Source organism: Streptomyces sp. NPDC032721 (genome assembly GCF_055579625.1).
This window is the reverse complement of record NZ_JBVIMX010000015.1, coordinates 62069-80038: the sequence shown is the minus strand read 5'-3', so window position 1 is coordinate 80038 and position 17970 is coordinate 62069. Positions and strand designations below refer to the sequence as shown.

Below are 17970 nucleotides of genomic sequence, written 5' to 3'. Positions count from 1 at the left end.
TCTCTCTCTTGGTGCAAATGGCTTCAATGCCGGGTAAACCGGATGGCCGACACGTGGGGAGCGGTCACTGGACGTGTATGTTCCGGGGCCGAGAACCTTGGAAGGGACCAATCCGGTGAACAAGAAGCTTGCAGCCGCACTGTCCGGCGGTGCGGTACTGGTGATGATGACCACGCTGACCGGCTGCGGGGACAGCCCCGAGGAGAAGGCCAAGAAGGAAGCGGAGGCGTGGTTCAGCTCCTACTGCCCCAAGGAGAAGGCCTCCCTCGAAAAGGGGAAGAAGGCGGACCAGACGATGGCCGCCGTGACGGACGACGGCAAGCCCGAGGACATCAAGAAGGCCGACTCCGCGTCCCTCCAGCAGATGGTGGACGCCGACAAGGAGCTGGTCACGGTCCTGCGCCAGGCCGGTGCACCGCCGATCAAGGGCGGCGAGGACAGGTACAAGAAGATGATCGCGGACCTGGAGAAGCGGGCCACCTCCTTCACCGAGCTGAAGAAGCAGGCCGACGCGCTGGACACCAAGAACCAGGGTGAGTTCGCCAAGGGCCTCGACAAGCTGGGCAAGGACATGGGCAAGGTCGCCGGCCAGCCGATCCTGTGCGCGGCGAACGAGAAGTACGGCAAGACGCAGTAAGACAGCGGCTGTGCGGGAGCGGCCGCGGGCTGCGGCCGCCGCACGGCAGGCGGCCGAGCGGTACGGCGAGCGCACGGGCCCAGCGGTACGGCGATCGCATCGCGGCGGGGCCGAGTGGTACGGCGATTGTCAGTGGCAGCGGTGACAATGGCCGAGTGAGTCAGACCAGCCTTTCCGCGCCCCTGCCCGAGTCCCTGCCCGCCCCCGAGACCGCGCCCCGGCTGCGCGAGGCCCTGCTCGCCGCGGCCTTCACCGCCGACGGGCTGCTCGATCTGCTCGGCGCGCCCGCCTACAGCGCGCTGGCCCGGGGCGAGACCGTGCCCGCACTGCGGGCCACCCGGGGCGGAGGCCCCCTCGCCACGCTGGTGCGGCTCTTCCTGCTCCAGGAGTCCGTGCCCGCCGCCCGCGCCGCCGAGGTGCTGCCCGTCGAGCGCTGCCTGGCCGACGGCTGGCTGGCCGCCGACGCGGACTCCGGCGAGCTGCGCGCGCGTGTCGACGTACGGCCGTACGGCGGGGACGAGGGCCAGGACTGGTTCATCGTGTCCGACCTGGGGCGCGCGGTCGGCGGCGCAGGCGGTGCGGGCACCCGCGAGGAGGGCGTCGTGCTCGGCGTCGGCGGGGCGTCCACCACGCTCGCCGGGATCACCGTACGTACGCCCGTCGGCTCGGCACTCGACCTCGGCACCGGGTCCGGCATCCAGGCCCTGCACGCGGCGCAGCACGCGGTGCGGGTCACCGCCACCGACCTCAACCCGCGTGCGCTGGCCTTCACCCGCCTCACCCTCGCGCTGTCCGGGGCGCCGGCGGCCGAGCTGCTGGAGGGCTCGCTGTTCGAGCCGGTCGGAGAGGCCACGTACGACCTGATCGTCTCCAACCCGCCCTTCGTCATCTCGCCCGGCGCCCGGCTCACCTACCGGGACGGCGGGATGGGCGGCGACGACCTCTGCCGCATGCTCGTCTCCGGGGCCGGGGAGCGGCTCAACGAGGGCGGCTACGCCCAGTTCCTGGCCAACTGGCAGCACGTGGACGGCGAGGACTGGAAGGACCGGCTCCGCTCCTGGGTGCCGCAGGGCTGCGACGCCTGGATCGTCCAGCGCGAGGTGCAGGACATCACGCAGTACGCCGAGCTGTGGCTGCGCGACGGCGGCGACCACCGCACCGACCCGGCCGAGTACGCGGCGCGGTACGAGGCGTGGCTGGACGAGTTCGAGGAGCGCAAGACCACCGGGGTCGGCTTCGGCTGGATCACCCTGCGCAGGCGCCCGGCAGGGGCGGTGGGCGAGCCCTCGGTGACCGTCGAGGAGTGGCCGCACCCCGTCGAGCAGCCGCTCGGACCGGTGATCCGGGCCCACTTCGAGCGCCAGGACTATCTGCGCGGGCACGACGACGCGGCGCTGCTCGCCGACCGGTTCGTACTGGCCGACGAGGTCGTGCAGGAGCAGATCGGGGTGCCCGGCGACGAGGACCCGGAGTACGTGGTGCTGCGCCAGAACCGGGGGATGCGGCGGGCGACGAAGGCCGACACGGTCGGCGCGGGCTTCGCGGGAGTCTGCGACGGGACGCTGACGGCCGGACAGATCCTGGACGCCATCGCCCAACTGATGGACGAGGACCCGGTGTTGCTGCGGGACCGGACGCCGGAAGCCATCCGGGCCATGGTGGAGCAGGGGTTCCTGGTGCCCCTGGAGGACGAAGGGGCGGTGGGGCCCGAGTAACGGCTTTTGCCCGGCACGGGCCTGCGTGCTGCCCCCGGTGCGCGGCTACCTTCGAAGAGGGTGCGGGGAGTGTGTCCCGCACGCGCAGGAAGCCGTTCCGGGGGCGCGCTCCCGGGAGAGTGGTTCCGGGGGAGGCGCCATGGCGGGAAGCACACCGGATCGGGGCGGAAGCGGGGGGCGGCGGGTCGTCGCGGGGCGCTACCGGCTGGTGCGGAAGCTGGGTTCGGGCGGCATGGGGAGGGTGTGGCTGGCCTACGACCAGGATCTGGCCACCGAGGTCTCCATCAAGGAGATCACCATGCCGCAGGGGGAGGGCGAGGGGCCCGTCGGTGAGCGCGAGCGGGACGAGCGGATCGCCCGCGCGCGCAGCGAGGCGCGCAACGCCGCCCGGCTGCGCGGCCATCCGCATGTGGTGACGGTGCACGACGTGGTGGCGCACGACGGACTCCCGTGGATCGTCATGGAGTTCGTGCCGGACGCGCTCGATCTCCAGGCGGTGGTACGGAGTTCGGGCCCGCTGTCGCCCGAGGAGACCGCCCGGATCGGGCTCGCGGTCCTCGACGCGCTCACTTTCGGCCACCGGATCGGCATCCTGCACCGGGATGTGAAACCGGCCAACATCCTTCTCGCCCCGGACGGTTCGGGCCCGTACGGGCGGGTGCTGCTGACCGACTACGGGATCGCGCTTCAGCCGGGTTCGAACGAGCCCCGGCTGACCGCCACCGCCGGAATCCTGGGTACGCCCGGCTACTTGGCGCCGGAGCGGGCGCATGGCGACCCGCCGACACCGGCCGCCGACCTCTTCTCGCTCGGTGCCACGCTGTACTCGGCCGTCGAGGGCCGGGGCGCGTTCGACCGGGACGACGACTACGCCATGCTCACCGCCCTGCTGACGGAACCTCCGGCTCCGCCGAGGCTGGCCGGGGAACTCCTGGGGCCGGTGCTGCTGGGCCTGCTGACGAAGAATCCGGTACGGCGGTCCTCCCCGGAGGCCGTGGCGCGGGGGCTGGAACGGGTGCGGCGGGGGCCGGCGGCGGGCTTCGGGCCGATGCTGCCGTACGGGGCCGGGGCCGGGGGTGGGGGTGGCGGAGGGGCCGGTTCCGGTGGGGTTCCGGGTGGCGGAACCGTGTCGTTGGGGGGCGGGGGGTCGTACGCGCCGTACCAGCCCAATCCGTATCCGTACGAACAGAATCCGTATGCGGCGGGGGGCGGCGGGACGCCGGGTACGCCGGGTGGCCCGGGGACTCCTGGCAGCCCGGGTACCCCTGGTACGCCGGGCGGGTTCGGCGGGAGGACGCCGTCGACCCCCGGAACCCCTGGAACCCCTGGAACGCCCGGGTCGCGGAGTGCGCCTGGGGCGCCGGGGGCATCCGGGGCCGACTCAGGCTCGGACCCCGAGCGGCGGAAAAAGCGCCGCGCCGTGGTGCTCGGTGTCGTGGTGGCCGTACTGCTCGCCGCAGGTGGTGGCACCTGGGCGGTGCTCGCCGCCAAGGGAGGGGAGAAGAGCAACGCCGGAGCCCCCGGAACCGCGTCCTCCGCTCCCGGTACGCCGTCGTCCTCGCCGGGCGAATCCACGGCGGGCCCGGGTCAGCTCTTCCCGTACGGCACGGAGATCGGTCTGACCCAGTCCCTGTCGGTGGGCGACTGCGTCAACGCGGTGTGGACCAGCAAACCGTTCTCCGGGCAGCCCAACATCGGGGTCGTGGACTGCGCGAGCGACTCGCCGGACGGGCAGGCGATGGCGGTCGAGAAGTTCGCCACGGCGGAGGCGGCGCGCAAGGAGGGCGCCGCCAAGTGCAACAGCGAGACCCTCTCGGTGGTCGAGGCGCTGCCCGACGCGGCGTCGTATCCGCTGATCCCGACGGCGCAGGGGTTCGACCTGGCGGGCGGGGAGGTGGTCTGCCTGGTGATCGGGCGGCACACGGCGATCGGCAGCGAGGTGGGCAAGTTCCGGGACGCGGGGCTGGACCTGCCGGTGCCGGCGATGGCCATCGGCGACTGCTGGGTCTACAAGGACCGGAAAACGACGTTCGAGGCACTGCTGACGGACTGCGCGGAGTCGCACACGGACCAGGTGGTCGGGTCGGTGTGGGCGCCGGCCGGGATGACGTACAAACGCGCGCTGGACAACGGCCACAAGCTCTGCGGCAACAAGTTCGAGGCCACCTGGGCACCCGGCGCGACACTCACCACGCTCGGCAGGCTGGCCGGCGAGAGCGAGTGGGGCACCGGCTTCACGAAGGTCGTCTGCACGGTGGCACGCGCGGACGGAAAACCGGAAAAGGGGAAGATCACGCCGTCGGGCGGAGGGTGAAGCGGTGGGTGGGGAGGGGTCTGGGCGGGCCGGGTGGGGACGGGCGTGGGGGCGGGATTCGGGGGGATGTGGTGGGCAGGCCCTGAAGGGGTGGTGTGGCGGTCCGGGCGGCAGGAATGGCGATTGTCGGGTTACCGTCTCCGGAGTGGCCGTTGCGGGCTTTCGGGCTTTTGCCGTTTGACACGGGGGCGGGTTGTACCGTCACACTCCGCAGCGTTGCGCGTCGGCACGACCCGTGCCTGACGTGTACAAGACCACCGCTTGTGACCAGAGTGTCGACCGGAGAGAAGAGCCAAGTTGTCCCCGACCAGCGAGACCGCACAGGGCGGCCGCCGACTCGTCATCGTCGAGTCTCCTGCCAAGGCGAAGACGATCAAGGGCTACCTCGGCCCCGGATACGTAGTCGAGGCGAGCGTCGGGCACATCCGCGACCTCCCCAACGGCGCCGCGGAGGTGCCGGACAAGTACACCGGCGAGGTGCGCCGCCTCGGGGTCGACGTCGAGAACGACTTCCAGCCCATCTACGTCGTGAACTCCGACAAGAAGGCGCAGGTCAAGAAGCTCAAGGAGCTGCTGGCCGAGTCGGACGAACTCTTCCTCGCCACCGATGAGGACCGCGAGGGCGAGGCCATCGCGTGGCATCTGCAGGAAGTTCTGAAGCCCAAGGTTCCGGTCCACCGGATGGTCTTCCACGAGATCACCAAGGACGCGATCCGCGAGGCCGTCGCCAACCCGCGCGAGCTGAACAAGACGATGGTCGACGCGCAGGAGACCCGCCGCATCCTCGACCGGCTGTACGGCTACGAGGTCTCGCCGGTCCTGTGGAAGAAGGTCATGCCGAAGCTGTCGGCGGGCCGCGTGCAGTCCGTCGCCACCCGTCTGGTCGTCGCCCGGGAACGCGAGCGCATCGCTTTTCGTTCTGCCGAGTACTGGGACCTCACCGGTACGTTCTCCACCGGACGCACCGGCGATGCCTCCGACCCGTCCACCCTGGTCGCCCGCCTGGCCACGGTCGACGGCCGGCGCATCGCCCAGGGCCGTGACTTCAACGCGGCCGGACAGCTGAAGAGCGACGTCCAGCACCTCGACGAGGCGAACGCCCGCGCCCTGGCCGCAGCCCTCGCCGACTCCTCCTTCGCCGTGCGCTCGGTCGAGTCCAAGCCCTACCGCCGCTCGCCGTACGCTCCCTTCCGTACGACGACCCTCCAGCAGGAGGCGTCCCGCAAGCTGGGATTCGGCGCGAAGTCCACGATGCAGGTGGCCCAGAAGCTGTACGAGAACGGCTTCATCACCTACATGCGTACGGACTCCACGACGCTCTCGGACACCGCGGTCCAGGCCGCGCGCGCCCAGGTGACGCAGCTCTACGGCGCCAGCTATCTGCCGGACAAGCCGCGCACGTACGCCGGCAAGGTCAAGAACGCGCAGGAGGCGCACGAGGCGATCCGCCCCTCGGGTGATCGTTTCCGCACCCCGGCCGAGACCGGTCTTACCGGCGACCAGTTCCGCCTCTACGAGCTGATCTGGAAGCGGACCGTCGCCTCCCAGATGAAGGACGCGGTCGGCAACTCGGTCACCGTGAAGATCGCGGGCACCTCGTCCGACGGCCGGGTCGCCGAGTTCTCCGCCTCCGGCAAGACGATCACCTTCCACGGCTTCATGAAGGCGTACGTCGAAGGCGCCGACGACCCGAACGCGGAGCTGGACGACCGCGAGCGCCGCCTCCCGCAGGTCGCGGAGGGCGACGCGCTGGGCGCCGAGGAGATCACGGTCGACGGCCACGCCACCAAGCCGCCGGCCCGCTACACCGAGGCCTCGCTGGTCAAGGAGCTGGAAGAGCGCGAGATCGGGCGTCCTTCGACGTACGCCTCGATCATCGGCACGATCCTGGACCGCGGGTATGTGTTCAAGAAGGGGACGGCGCTCGTTCCGTCGTTCCTGTCGTTCGCCGTGGTGAATCTCCTGGAGAAGCACTTCGGGCGGCTCGTCGACTACGACTTCACCGCCAGGATGGAGGACGACCTCGACCGCATCGCGCGGGGCGAGGCGCAGTCCGTGCCGTGGCTGAAGCGGTTCTACTTCGGCGAGGGAGAGGCCACCGGCGTGGCCTCGGACGCCGGGAACGGGGACGGCGATCACCTCGGTGGTCTCAAGGAGCTGGTGACCGACCTCGGCGCGATCGACGCGCGGGAGATCTCGTCGTTCCCGGTGGGCGACGGCATCGTGCTGCGGGTCGGCCGTTACGGTCCCTACGTCGAGCGCGGCGAGAAGGACGCGGAGAACCACCAGCGGGCCGACGTACCGGACGACATAGCTCCGGACGAGCTCACGGTGGAGTACGCGGAGGAGCTGCTCGCCAAGCCGAGCGGGGACTTCGAGCTGGGCGCCGACCCGGAGACGGGGCGGCAGATCGTCGCGAAGGACGGCCGCTACGGGCCCTACGTGACGGAGATCCTCCCCGAGGGCACGCCGAAGACGGGCAAGAACGCGGTGAAGCCGCGGACCGCCTCGCTCTTCAAGTCGATGTCCCTGGACACGGTGACGCTGGCGGACGCGCTGAAGCTGATGTCGCTGCCGCGCGTGGTGGGCACCGACGCCGAGGGCGTCGAGATCACCGCACAGAACGGCAGGTACGGGCCGTACCTGAAGAAGGGCACGGACTCGCGGTCGCTGGAGACCGAGGACCAGCTCTTCTCGATCACGGTCGAGGAGGCCCTCGCCATCTACGCCCAACCCAAGCAGCGGGGCCGGGCCGCCGCCAAGCCGCCGCTGAAGGAACTGGGCACGGACCCGGTCAGCGAGCGCCCCGTGGTGGTCAAGGACGGGCGCTTCGGTGCCTATGTGACCGACGGCGAGACCAACGCGACGCTGCGGTCCGGCGACAGCGTGGAGGAGATCACTCCCGAGCGCGGGTACGAGCTGCTGGCGGAGAAGCGGGCCAAGGGCCCGGCGAAGAAGACCGCCAAGAAGGCGGCCAAGAAGGCGCCGGCCAAGAAGGCACCGGCCAAGAAGGCAGCCGCGAAGAAGACGGCGGCCAAGAAGACTGTGGCCGCGAAGAAGACGGTCGCCAAGAAGGCCGTGGCGAAGAAGGCTCCGGCCAAGAAGACGGCGGCTTCTTCGGCGGACGCCGGAGGAGAGTAGCCGGGGGAGCGGGTGTGGGCGTCGGGGTGGGCGTGGGTGCGCGCCTGAGCTGGTGCGGCCTCTTCCCTGGCTGAGCGGCTCGGGCGGCGCCGGCCCGTGGGGAGGTGCCGCGCCTGCGGCGGGCCTCCCCCCACCCCGCCCCTTCCCGAAACCGCTCCGCGGGGCTGGGTCGGATGTGCGGGTTCGATGTGGCTGGCCGCTCAGTTCCCCGCGCCCCCAGGGCGCCTGGGGGCGCGGGGAACTGCGCGAGCAACCACCCGCCGACCCGGGCAGACAGAAGCCCCTCAGCACCGCAGCCAGCGGGGCGCCCGCCGCAGGCGCAAGGGGGATCCGTCCATGTGTTCGGACACCCCCCGCATGCCTTCCGTCTGGCCGGATAGGCTGGCGGGATGACGCGAGCCGAGCAGCCAACGGTCGTGAGCCCCACCTCCGACGCACTAGCCGCAGACTCACGCGAGCGAGCCGTCCGGGCTCTTCTGCGCCACCAGCCGCTCCGGCGGCTGTGGAGCGCACAGCTCGTCGGCGGTATCGGGGACGCTCTCGCCCTTCTTGTCCTTATTCTGCTGACGCGGGAGGCCGCCGGGCCCCAGGGGGTCTTCGGCGGTGACTACCGTGCCGACGCCTTCGTCGTCGCCGCGGTGTTCGGCGCACGCCTCCTCGCCACGCTCCTCTTCGGCGCCGTACTGCTCGGGCCGATGTCCGCGCTCGTCGCGCCCGGGGGGCCGCTGGACCGCCGGTGGGCGATGCTCGCGGCCGACGGGGTACGGGTCGCACTGCTGGTCGTCGCGCCCCTGTGGGTGGTCTGGCTGCCGGCCAAGGCGACCGCGATGCTGCTGGTCACCGTGTTCCTCATGGGAGTGGCCGAGCGGTTCTGGACGGTGGCGCGGGAGAGCGCCGCACCGGCGCTGCTGCCCGCGCCGCCCATAGAGGGTGCCGCGGTACGGCCGCTGCCCGACCACCTCGAAGCGCTGCGGAAGCTGTCCCTCCGTACCGGCTTCGCGGCGATCCCCCTCGCTGCCGCCACCCTGCTCGTGGCCACCCTCCTCGGGCGGCTGATCGGGGTCGGGCTCGACTGGTTCACGCAGCACCCCGCGGCGCTCGGGTCCTATGTGGCCGCCGGGCTCTTCGCGGCTTCCGTTTCCACGGTGGTGCTGCTGGAACTGCCGGACGCGCACACGCCCCGTCCGCGTTCGCCGCTGGAGGGGCTGCGCCGGCCCAGTACCGGGAACGGGCCCGACAAGGGACGTACCGGGGCCATTCCGCTTCTGGTCTTCGCCTGTGCCGCCGTGACCGGCGCGATCGCCGCCGCCGGAGCCGTGTCCGTCCTGCACGCGAGCGACCTCGGGCACGGTGCCGCCGTCTTCGCACTGCTGGTGCTCGGCCTCTCCGCGGGCACCGGGATCGGCATCCGGAGCGCGGGCAAGGTCCTGCCCGTCCTGTCCCGCCGCCGGCTGCTGGCCCTCGCGATCACCGTCACCGGGGTCGCGCTGCTCGCCATGGGGCTGGTGCCCGACACCACGACCGTGCTGCTGCTCGCCCTCCTGGCGGGCGTCGCCGCGGGCGTCGCCGCCAACACCGGGCACACCCTGCTCGACCTGGAGACCGAGGACTACCGGCGGGCCCGCACCACGGAGCACCTCCAGGCCGTCGTACGGCTGACCGCCGCGGTCGGCGTCCTGGCCGGGCCGCTGCTGACCGCCGCGATCGGCTTCCACCGGCTGCAGAGCGGAACCTTCGTCTTCGTACAGGGCGGCGGCGCCGGATACACGCTGATGCTGGTCGGAGCCCTGCTGCTGCCCGTCGCCGCGCTCGTACTCGCGAAGGCGGACGACCGGCAGGGGGTGCCGCTGCGGCGTGACCTGCGGGAGGCGATCCGTGGCGGCGAGCCCGAGCAGGCCCCGTCCGCGACCGGTTTCTTCATCGCCCTGGAGGGCGGCGACGGCGCCGGGAAGTCCACCCAGGCCAAGGCCATCGCCGACTGGATAAGGGCGAAGGGCCACGAGGTCGTGGTGACCCGCGAGCCGGGTGCGACGCCGATCGGGAAGCGGCTGCGGTCGATCCTGCTCGACGTGTCGAGCGCCGGACTGTCGAACCGGGCCGAGGCACTGCTGTACGCCGCGGACCGCGCCGAGCACGTCGATTCGGTCGTACGGCCCGCCCTGGAGCGCGGCGCCGTGGTCATCACCGACCGGTACATCGACTCGTCGGTGGCCTACCAGGGGGCCGGGCGCGATCTGGCCCCGACCGAGATCGCGCGGATGTCGCGGTGGGCGACCCACGGTCTCGTACCGCATCTGACCGTGCTCCTGGACGTGTCGCCGGAGACCGCGCGGGAGCGGTTCACGGAGGCGCCGGACCGGCTGGAATCGGAGCCTCCGGAGTTCCACGCGCGCGTGCGGGCCGGATTCCTGACGCTGGCGGCCTCGGACGCGAGCCGGTACCTGGTCGTCGACGCAGGTCAGGAGCCCGAGGCGGTCACGACCGTCGTACGGCACCGGCTCGACCAGATGCTGCCGATGTCCGAGCAGGAGATCGCCGCGCAGGAAGCCGCCCGCAAGGCCGCCGAGGAGGAGGCGCGACGCCTCGCCGAGGAGGAGGCCGCGCGCAAGGCCGAGGAGGAGCGCATCGAGCGCGAGCGGCAGGAACAGCTCGCCCGGCTGCGCGCCGAGGAGGAGGAGCGCAAGCGCCGCGAGATCGAGGAGGCGCGCCAGCGCGAGGCGGAGCGGCAGGCCGAGGAGGCCAGGCAGCGCGCCGAGGAGGCACGCAGGCTCGCCGAGGAGGAGCGGGTGCGCCGCGAGGCCGAGGCCAAGGCGCGGGCCGTCGAGGAGGAGCGGCTGCGCAAGCAGGCCGAGGAGGAGATGCGGCTGCGCGCCGAGGCCGACGAACGCCGCCGCGAGAAGCAGCGCAAGGCGGAGGAGGCGCTGCTCCGGGCGGAGGAGGCGCGGCGGGCGGCGGAGGCGGCCAGTGCCGCTTCGGCGTCGGCTTCGGCGGCTGCCGCCTCTGCGGCGGCGACGGGTTCCGCGAAGGCTGCCGCGCAGAAGGCGGAGTCGGACAGTGAGGTGACGGTGCCGACTCCGGTCGTACGGCTGGACATGACGAAGGACGCCGCGGAGCCGGCCGGGCCTGCTGCTTCCGGGGCTTCCGGGGCTTCCGGTGCTCCCGCCGACATGGAGGAGACGACGGTGCTGCCGCAGACGCCGGTGGCTCCTCACGGTGCGGCGGACGAGACGGCGGTGCTTCCTCCGGTACGTGACGGGGGGCCGGCGGACCGGGTTCCGCCGGGCTACTTCCGCGACGAGGCCGCCGGTGAGAGCGGCCCCCGGCCGGGCACCGGCGACGGGAACGACCGGACCCGCGAGCTCCCGCAGTTCGACCCGGACAACCCCGAGGGCGCCGGGCAGGAGCAGGCAGAACGGCCGCGTCGGCGGTCGGACTGGGCGGAGGAGACCCCGCTGGACGACCTGCCGTCCCTGGCGGACGAGCTGCTGGGCGGGCCGGACGATCCGGACGACGGGCGCGGGCGCCGGGGCGGACGCAGGTCCTGAGCGCGGGTCAGTGAAGCGGAGGGGGTGCTGCCGGATACGGCGGCACCCCCTCCGCGCATTGCTCCGCCCCCTGCTCCGCGGCCTTGTCCCCGCACGCCTCCCCGCCCGGCATTTCTCCGTTGTCAGTGGGCTCGCACACAATGGAGGTCACGGTCCCCGCAGGGCGCCGTGGAGGAGCCGCGCGAGCGAGAGGGAGGGCAGGACCGGATGACCGTATGGGACGACCTCGTCGGACAGGGCCGGGTCCAGGAGCAGCTGGCTGCCGCCGCCAGGGATGCCGACACCCAGGTCACCCTCCAGACCACGGGTGCGGCCAGCCCCGACGCCTCCCGGATGACGCACGCCTGGCTGTTCACCGGACCGCCGGGATCCGGCCGTTCCACTGCAGCGCGCGCCTTCGCCGCCGCCCTCCAGTGCGTCAGCCCCGACCGTGCGCTGGGCGGTGTCCCCGGCTGCGGTCACTGCGACGGCTGCCACACCACCCTCGTCGGGTCGCATGCCGATGTGGAGATCGTCCGTACCGATCTGCTCTCCATCGGTGTGAAGGAGACCCGCGACCTGGTCCGGCGCGCCCAGCTCTCCCCGGCCGTCGGCCGCTGGCAGGTCATCGTCCTGGAGGACGCCGACCGCCTCACCGAGGGCGCGGGGAACGTGCTGCTCAAGGCCGTCGAGGAGCCCGCTCCCCGGACGGTCTGGCTGCTCTGCGCCCCCTCGCTCGAAGACGTACTGCCGACGATCCGCTCCCGCTGCCGCCACCTCACCCTGAACACGCCCTCGGTGGACGCCGTCGCCGATGTGCTCGTACGGCGCGACGGCATCGAGCCCGAGGCAGCCATGACCGCCGCCCGCGCCACCCAGGGCCACATCGGCCGCGCCCGCCGCCTCGCCACCGACGAGCGTGCCCGCAACCGTCGCGCCACCGTGCTGCGCCTGCCCCTGCGGGTGGACGACATCGGCGGCTGCCTCAAGGCGGCCCAGGAGCTGGTCGACGCGGCGGGCGAGGACGCCAAGCAGGTCGCGGAGGAGGTCGACGAGAAGGAGACCGAGGACCTGAAGGCGGCGCTCGGCGCGGCCGCGGGCGGCCGGATGCCGCGCGGTACGGCGGGGGCGATGAAGGAGCTGGCCGACCGTCAGAAGCGCCGCTCCACCCGTACGCAGCGCGACAGCCTCGACCTCGCCCTCACCGACCTGACGGGTTTCTACCGCGACGTGCTCGCCCTCCAGCTCGGCTCCTCCGTCGCCCTCGCGAACGAGGACGTACGCGAGTCCCTGGACCGCATCGCCCGCGACTCCACCCCCGAACGCACCCTGCGCCGCATCGAGTCGATCATCGCCTGCCGCCAGGCCCTCGACCGGAACGTGGCACCGCTGCTGGCGGTCGAGGCCATGGCGGTGTCCCTCCGGGCCGGCTGACGGAAGGCCGCCGCCGAGCGGATACGCGGCCCGGGCGAGCGGCGGGTTGACCGTCTCACTCGTACGGGCAACCGCACCCATCCGGCATGCACCGCGCGTCATCTCCCCACTACGCTCCGGGCATGACTACCAGGCGCCCGCTCCGTACATCCGCCACTCTCCTCGCCGCGACCGGCCTGCTGGTCGCCGGTTCCTCCGGCTGCTCCTCGGGTACGTCGGCGGAGCCGAGCGGGAGCGTGTCGTCGGCGGCGCACGGCCGGAGCCAGGGCGCCGGGCCGGTCGCGGACCGCGCGGCCCTCGCCCCGTACTACTCCCAGAAGCTGACCTGGCGGGAGTGCGGCGTCCCCGGGTTCGAATGCGCGAGCATGAAGGCGCCGCTCGACTACGCGAAGCCGGGCACGGGGGACGGCGGCAGCGGCGACATCAAACTGGCGGTCGCCCGTAAGAAGGCCACAGGCCCCGGCGCCCGCATCGGATCGTTGCAGGTCAACCCGGGCGGACCGGGCGGCTCCGCGATCGGCTACCTCCAGGCGTTCGCCGCCCTCGGCTACCCGGCCCCGGTCCGGGCCCGCTACGACATGGTCGCCGTCGACCCGCGCGGAGTCGCCCGCAGCGAGCCCGTCGAATGCCTCACGGGACCGGAGATGGACGCCCACACCCAGGTCGACCAGACCCCCGACGACGCGGCGGAGGTGAGCAGGCTCTCCGCCGCGTACGAGAAGTTCGCGGCCGGCTGCGAGAAGCGCTCGGCGCGCATCCTTCCGCACGTCTCCACCGTCGAGGCGGCCCGCGACATGGACCTGCTCCGCGAGATCCTCGGCGACAAGAAGCTGCACTACGTCGGCGCCTCGTACGGCACCTTCCTCGGCGCCACGTACGCCGAACTCTTCCCCGAGCGCACCGGCCGCCTCGTCCTCGACGGCGCGATGGACCCCTCGCTCCCCGCCCGCGACATGAACCGCGACCAGACCGCCGGTTTCGAGACCGCCTTCCAGTCCTTCGCCGCCGACTGCGTCAAGCAGAAGGACTGCCCGCTCGGCACCGGCACCCCCGCCCAGGCCGGCACCCGCCTCAAGGCCCTCTTCGCCGCCCTCGACGCCAAACCCGCCCCCACCAAGGACAAGAACCGCCCCCTCGGCGAGGCCCTCGCCACCACCGGCGCGATCGCCGCGATGTACGACGAGGCCGCCTGGCCCCAGCTCCGCACCGGCATCAAGGCCGCCGCTGCCGGTGACGGCGCCCCCCTCCTCGCCCTCGCCGACACCTACTACGAGCGCGAGCCGAACGGCACGTACGCCAACCTCATGTACGCCAACACCGCCGTGAACTGCCTCGACCTCCCCCCGGCCTTCGCCGCCCCGGACGACGTCCGCGCCGCGCTCCCCTCCTTCGAGAAGGCGTCCCCCGTCTTCGGCCGGGGCCTCGCCTGGGCCTCCCTGAACTGCGGCTCCTGGCCGCTCCCCGCCACCGGCAGGCCCCACCGCATCGAGGCCGAGGGCGCCGCCCCGATCGTCGTCGTCGGCACCACCCGCGACCCGGCCACCCCGTACAAGTGGGCCAGGTCCCTCGCCGCCCAGCTCGCCACCGGCACCCTCCTGACCTACGACGGCGACGGCCACACCGCGTACGGCCGAGGCAGCGACTGCATCGACACCGCGATCAACACCTACCTCCTGGAAGGCACCCCTCCGAAGGACGGCAAGCAGTGCTCCTGACCTCCACCGCCTCCCCTCTGACCTGCACGGAAGCCCTCAACCCGGGGATGTGCGGAGCACCCCGGGAAACTGTGTAGACTTGTCCACGCTGCTGATCGCACCATGGTGTGAACGGCAGCGGCGCCGCCTTAGCTCAGTTGGCCAGAGCAACGCACTCGTAATGCGTAGGTCTCGGGTTCGAATCCCGAAGGCGGCTCGGATTAACCCCAGGACTCACTCGCCGTGACCTGGGGTTTTTTCATGTCTCCCTGCGTACGCGCCCCTCAGAAGCACGCAAGAGTGATGTCCCCGCGACGAATCGATCCGGAGCTTCCCCGTGACCCGCACCCCGTGCGGGTCTGGTACACGTCCTACGGCTCGAACATGCATCTGGAGCGGCTGGCCGCCTACATTCGAGGTGGCAGGCCTCCGGGGGCCGTCAGGTCGTATCCGGGGTGTCGTGACCGGAGCATGCCGACGCGGTCCGTCCCTGTGGAGCTGGCAGGGGCGATGTACTTCGCGACGGAGTCACTCGTGTGGGGCGGCGGCAGGGCCTTCTACGATCCGGGAGTCCGGGGGACGGTGCTCGCCAGGGCGCATCTGGTGTCCGTCCAGCAGTTCGCGGACGTCGCGGCTCAGGAGATGTACCGGGAGCCCGGCGCGGATCTCGATCTGACCGACGTTCTGGCGTACGGGCGTGCTGTGTTGGGGGAGGGGCGGTACGAGACGCTCGTGTGCGTGGGGCAGGTCGAGGAGTTGCCCGTGCTGACTTTCACGGCACCGTGGGGCATGAACGACGTACCGGGGGTCGCGCCCTCGCCGGAATACGTTCGCGTCATTGCGTCGGGCCTGCTGGCCAGCGGTGCGTGGGGTGTTGAGGCTGTTGCCGCGTACGTCGCGGCCAGTCCTGGGGCGGTCGGCCACTGGTCGGAGCAGGCCGTCGCCGACCTTGTCCGTGAGTACGCCTGAGTCGAGTACGCCTGAGTTCTTTTCGCGAGGGCCGAAGGGGCCGCCCCGCTTGCCAGGGCGGCCCCAGCGGGGGTTCAGGACGTGACGTCCTGCGGGTACCAGCGCAGTTCGACCGTGTTGCCGTCCGGGTCCTGTACGTAGAGGGACTGGGCGTCTCCGCGGGCGCCGAAGCGCGGGACCGGGCCCTCCAGGACCGTGAAGACGCCCGAGTCGATGACCTGTTGCCAGTCCAGGGGGTCGACGGTCAGACAGATGTGGTCGACGTTCGACTCACCCCGGGGGCGGCTGAAGAGGTCGATGATGGTGTCGGGGGTGATACGGACCGAGGGGAAGGGGACCTTGCCGGCCCGCCACTCCTCCACCCGGACGGGTTCGAGGCCGAGGGGGCCGGTGTAGAAGGCGAGGGAGCGCTCGACGTCGGTGACGTTGAGGACCAGGTGGTCGAAGGCCTTGATGCGAAGCGTGCGGAGCGTCATGGGGCGATTTTTTGGTCCGTCTCCCGCCCTGTCAATGCGTTTCCGTGCCGCTGCCGTCAGTGGTTCTCCAGGGTGGCCGAGGGGAGCCACTGGCTCCATACCTCCAGCTCGGGGCGGTCGTTGGCGGGCGGGAGGGTGTCGTCGTGACTCCAGGACCAGGCCGCGTACGCCGCCTTCGCCGCCGTGTTGGACGACTCGATGAGTGTGGTGACGCGGTCGGCGTCGACGCGGACGAGCAGTCGTTCCTGGAGGCGGGCCGCGATGTTCTGCCGGCGGTGGGCCGGGTCCACCATCAGTTCGGCGATGGTGAACAGCTTGCCGGAGTCGGGGAGTTGGCCCAGTTCGCGCGGGGCGATGTCATGGCGTCCGTACCACCAGCTGCCCCGCCGGTCCGGCAGGTAGCCGTAGACGCAGCCCACCAGTGAGGTGACCTTGGTGGCGATCAGCATGTCGAACCCGGGGCGCTGTACGTCCTCGCCGAAGCGGGTGAGGAAGGCGCTTCGGTCGTGGAAGGACGGGTCGTACGAGTTGCTCGCCCGGGACGTGGTTTTCTCGCCGCTGTCCCGGTACGTCGCCTCGTAGAGATCGGCGATGGACTCGCGCTGCTGGTCGGCCTGCCACCTGCTCAGCCGACGGAAGAACACCTCTGCCACTGCTGCCATGCCCACAGCGTGACAGTGCGCGGCGGGATGCGGAACAGGAACGGGGGCCCACCCGTGCGGGTTTACGTTTTCCCGGGGTTGCCGAGTGCCGTTCCCGCGAGCGCCGTCTCTATCTGGGTGGCGAGGTCCGGTGCGCGCAGGGGGCGGCCCGCGCGGTCGAAGCCGTGCAGCGAGACCTCGCCGAGGCGGAGCGTCGGGGTGCCGCGTACGCCGCTGCGGCCGAAGGCCTCCGCCACGGCCGTGGCCCACGGGGTGTACGTCGAGGCGTCCACCGCCTCGCGGAAGGCGGGCGCCGTCAGGCCGACGGACTCCGCGACGCGGAGCAGGACCGAGGTGTTGCCGTACGAGTCGACGCTCTCGTCGGGCTGCTGCGCGTACAGGGCCTCGTGCAGGGTCTTGAACTCGCGCTGCCCCTGGTTGACGGCGGCGCCCGCCGCGCTGAGCGCGGTCAGGGAGCCCTTGCCGCCGAGCATCCCGTCCAGGAACGCGGCGAAGTGGTACTCCAGGCGCAGTCGGCCCTCGTCGGCGAAGCCGCGGATCGTGGCGCCCGAGGCCTGTTCCAGCGCCGCGCAGTACGGGCAGCGGAAGTCCTCGTACAGAGCCAGCACCGGCAGCGGACCCGCCTCGCCGTACGGGACGACGAGCCCCGAGGTGCCCGTGGTGTGGGCGGGCACGGGTATCGGACCGGGGGACTGCTGCGCTGCCTGTGACTCCTGAGAGGACTGGGTCATGGGTGTGGGCTCCTTGGTCGTCCCTCCCAGGTAGCCACAGGGGGGCGGGGCGCGCATCTTCTGAAACATTTCGCGGGGGTCATCGCGTCACAGAGGTACGGGCAGCGGCGGCGGGTGACGGGGGAGACATGCCAAGAGGCGGGCGCGACGAGGCCTATCTGGAGTTCGCCACCGCGCGCAGCGGTCAGCTCTTCCGGTCGGCGTGCCTGCTGACCGGCGGGGACACCCATCTCGCGGAGGACCTGGCGCAGGAGACGCTGGGCCGGATGTACGCGCTGTGGGGCCGGGTCGCGCGGATAGACAACCCGGCGGCGTACGCGCAGACCGTACTCGTCCGGATCTTCCTCACCCAGCGGCGCCGCCGCTCGGCGGCGGAGCGGCCGGTCGGGGAACTCCCGGAAGGTGCCGGAGCCCCGGGTTCCGACGCCGAACTGCGCGTGACGCTGCTCCAGGCACTGGGCCGGCTCGCGCCGAAGGACCGTGCGGTGCTCGTGCTGCGCTACTGGGAGGACCGCAGCATCGAGGAGACGGCGGCGGTGATGCGGGTGAGCTCGGCCGCCGTACGGACCCGGTCGGCGCGGGCGCTGGCGAAGCTGCGGGACCAACTGGGCGGCGATCTGGTCGAGTTCGCCGCCGGCTGATCCGGTGGAGCGTCCATGTCCGGTTCTTCGGG

Annotated in this window: 12 protein-coding genes and 1 tRNA gene; 10 read left to right on the top strand and 3 right to left on the bottom strand. The window is 71.9% G+C overall.

Annotated features, from left to right (window positions below):
- The first annotated feature begins 115 nt into the window (after window positions 1–115).
- From ACZ5PB_RS28850 to ACZ5PB_RS28810, 9 genes are all read left to right on the top strand, one after another.
- Complete coding sequence (locus ACZ5PB_RS28850; protein ID WP_468695041.1) at window positions 116–637, top strand: small secreted protein; 522 nt, start codon at window positions 116–118, stop codon at window positions 635–637.
- Window positions 638–792: 155 nt separating this feature from the next.
- Window positions 793–2352 carry a DUF7059 domain-containing protein gene (locus tag ACZ5PB_RS28845; protein WP_468695039.1) on the top strand — a complete coding sequence of 520 codons (1560 nt, stop codon included), beginning with the start codon at window positions 793–795 and terminating at the stop codon, window positions 2350–2352.
- 139 nt (window positions 2353–2491) lie between these two features.
- Window positions 2492–4666, top strand: a complete 2175-nt coding sequence (locus tag ACZ5PB_RS28840) for a protein kinase domain-containing protein (protein WP_468695038.1) — start codon at window positions 2492–2494, stop codon at window positions 4664–4666.
- 297 nt (window positions 4667–4963) lie between these two features.
- A complete protein-coding gene (gene topA / locus ACZ5PB_RS28835; protein WP_468695036.1) occupies window positions 4964–7807 on the top strand; it encodes a type I DNA topoisomerase in 2844 nt (947 codons plus the stop codon).
- Between the two features lie 389 nt (window positions 7808–8196).
- Window positions 8197–11352, top strand: a complete 3156-nt coding sequence (gene tmk / locus ACZ5PB_RS28830; RefSeq protein WP_468695035.1) for a dTMP kinase — start codon at window positions 8197–8199, stop codon at window positions 11350–11352.
- A 207-nt stretch (window positions 11353–11559) separates the two neighbouring features.
- Window positions 11560–12765 (top strand): DNA polymerase III subunit delta', encoded by a 1206-nt coding sequence (locus ACZ5PB_RS28825; protein WP_468695034.1) that lies wholly within the window; start codon window positions 11560–11562, stop codon window positions 12763–12765.
- A gap of 122 nt (window positions 12766–12887) precedes the next feature.
- The gene (locus ACZ5PB_RS28820) at window positions 12888–14480 is read left to right on the top strand and encodes an alpha/beta hydrolase (protein ID WP_468695032.1); all 1593 of its coding nucleotides are present in this window, start codon (window positions 12888–12890) and stop codon (window positions 14478–14480) included.
- Window positions 14481–14602: 122 nt separating this feature from the next.
- A tRNA-Thr gene (locus ACZ5PB_RS28815) sits at window positions 14603–14676 on the top strand.
- Between the two features lie 86 nt (window positions 14677–14762).
- On the top strand, window positions 14763–15428 hold the full coding sequence (locus tag ACZ5PB_RS28810) for a histone deacetylase (RefSeq protein ID WP_468695030.1): 666 nt from the start codon (window positions 14763–14765) through the stop codon (window positions 15426–15428).
- 74 nt (window positions 15429–15502) lie between these two features.
- Here the strand turns inward: ACZ5PB_RS28810 and ACZ5PB_RS28805 are convergent, their stop codons facing one another.
- From ACZ5PB_RS28805 to ACZ5PB_RS28795, 3 genes are all read right to left on the bottom strand, one after another.
- Complete coding sequence (locus ACZ5PB_RS28805; RefSeq protein WP_468695029.1) at window positions 15503–15904, bottom strand: VOC family protein; 402 nt, start codon at window positions 15902–15904, stop codon at window positions 15503–15505.
- 56 nt (window positions 15905–15960) lie between these two features.
- Window positions 15961–16566, bottom strand: coding sequence for a GNAT family N-acetyltransferase (locus ACZ5PB_RS28800; RefSeq protein WP_468695027.1), 606 nt, complete (start codon window positions 16564–16566; stop codon window positions 15961–15963).
- Between the two features lie 62 nt (window positions 16567–16628).
- Complete coding sequence (locus tag ACZ5PB_RS28795; RefSeq protein WP_468695025.1) at window positions 16629–17297, bottom strand: DsbA family protein; 669 nt, start codon at window positions 17295–17297, stop codon at window positions 16629–16631.
- Window positions 17298–17425: 128 nt separating this feature from the next.
- Between ACZ5PB_RS28795 and ACZ5PB_RS28790 the strand changes: the two genes are divergently transcribed.
- Window positions 17426–17938, top strand: a complete 513-nt coding sequence (locus tag ACZ5PB_RS28790; RefSeq protein ID WP_468695023.1) for a SigE family RNA polymerase sigma factor — start codon at window positions 17426–17428, stop codon at window positions 17936–17938.
- Window positions 17939–17970: the final 32 nt, after the last annotated feature.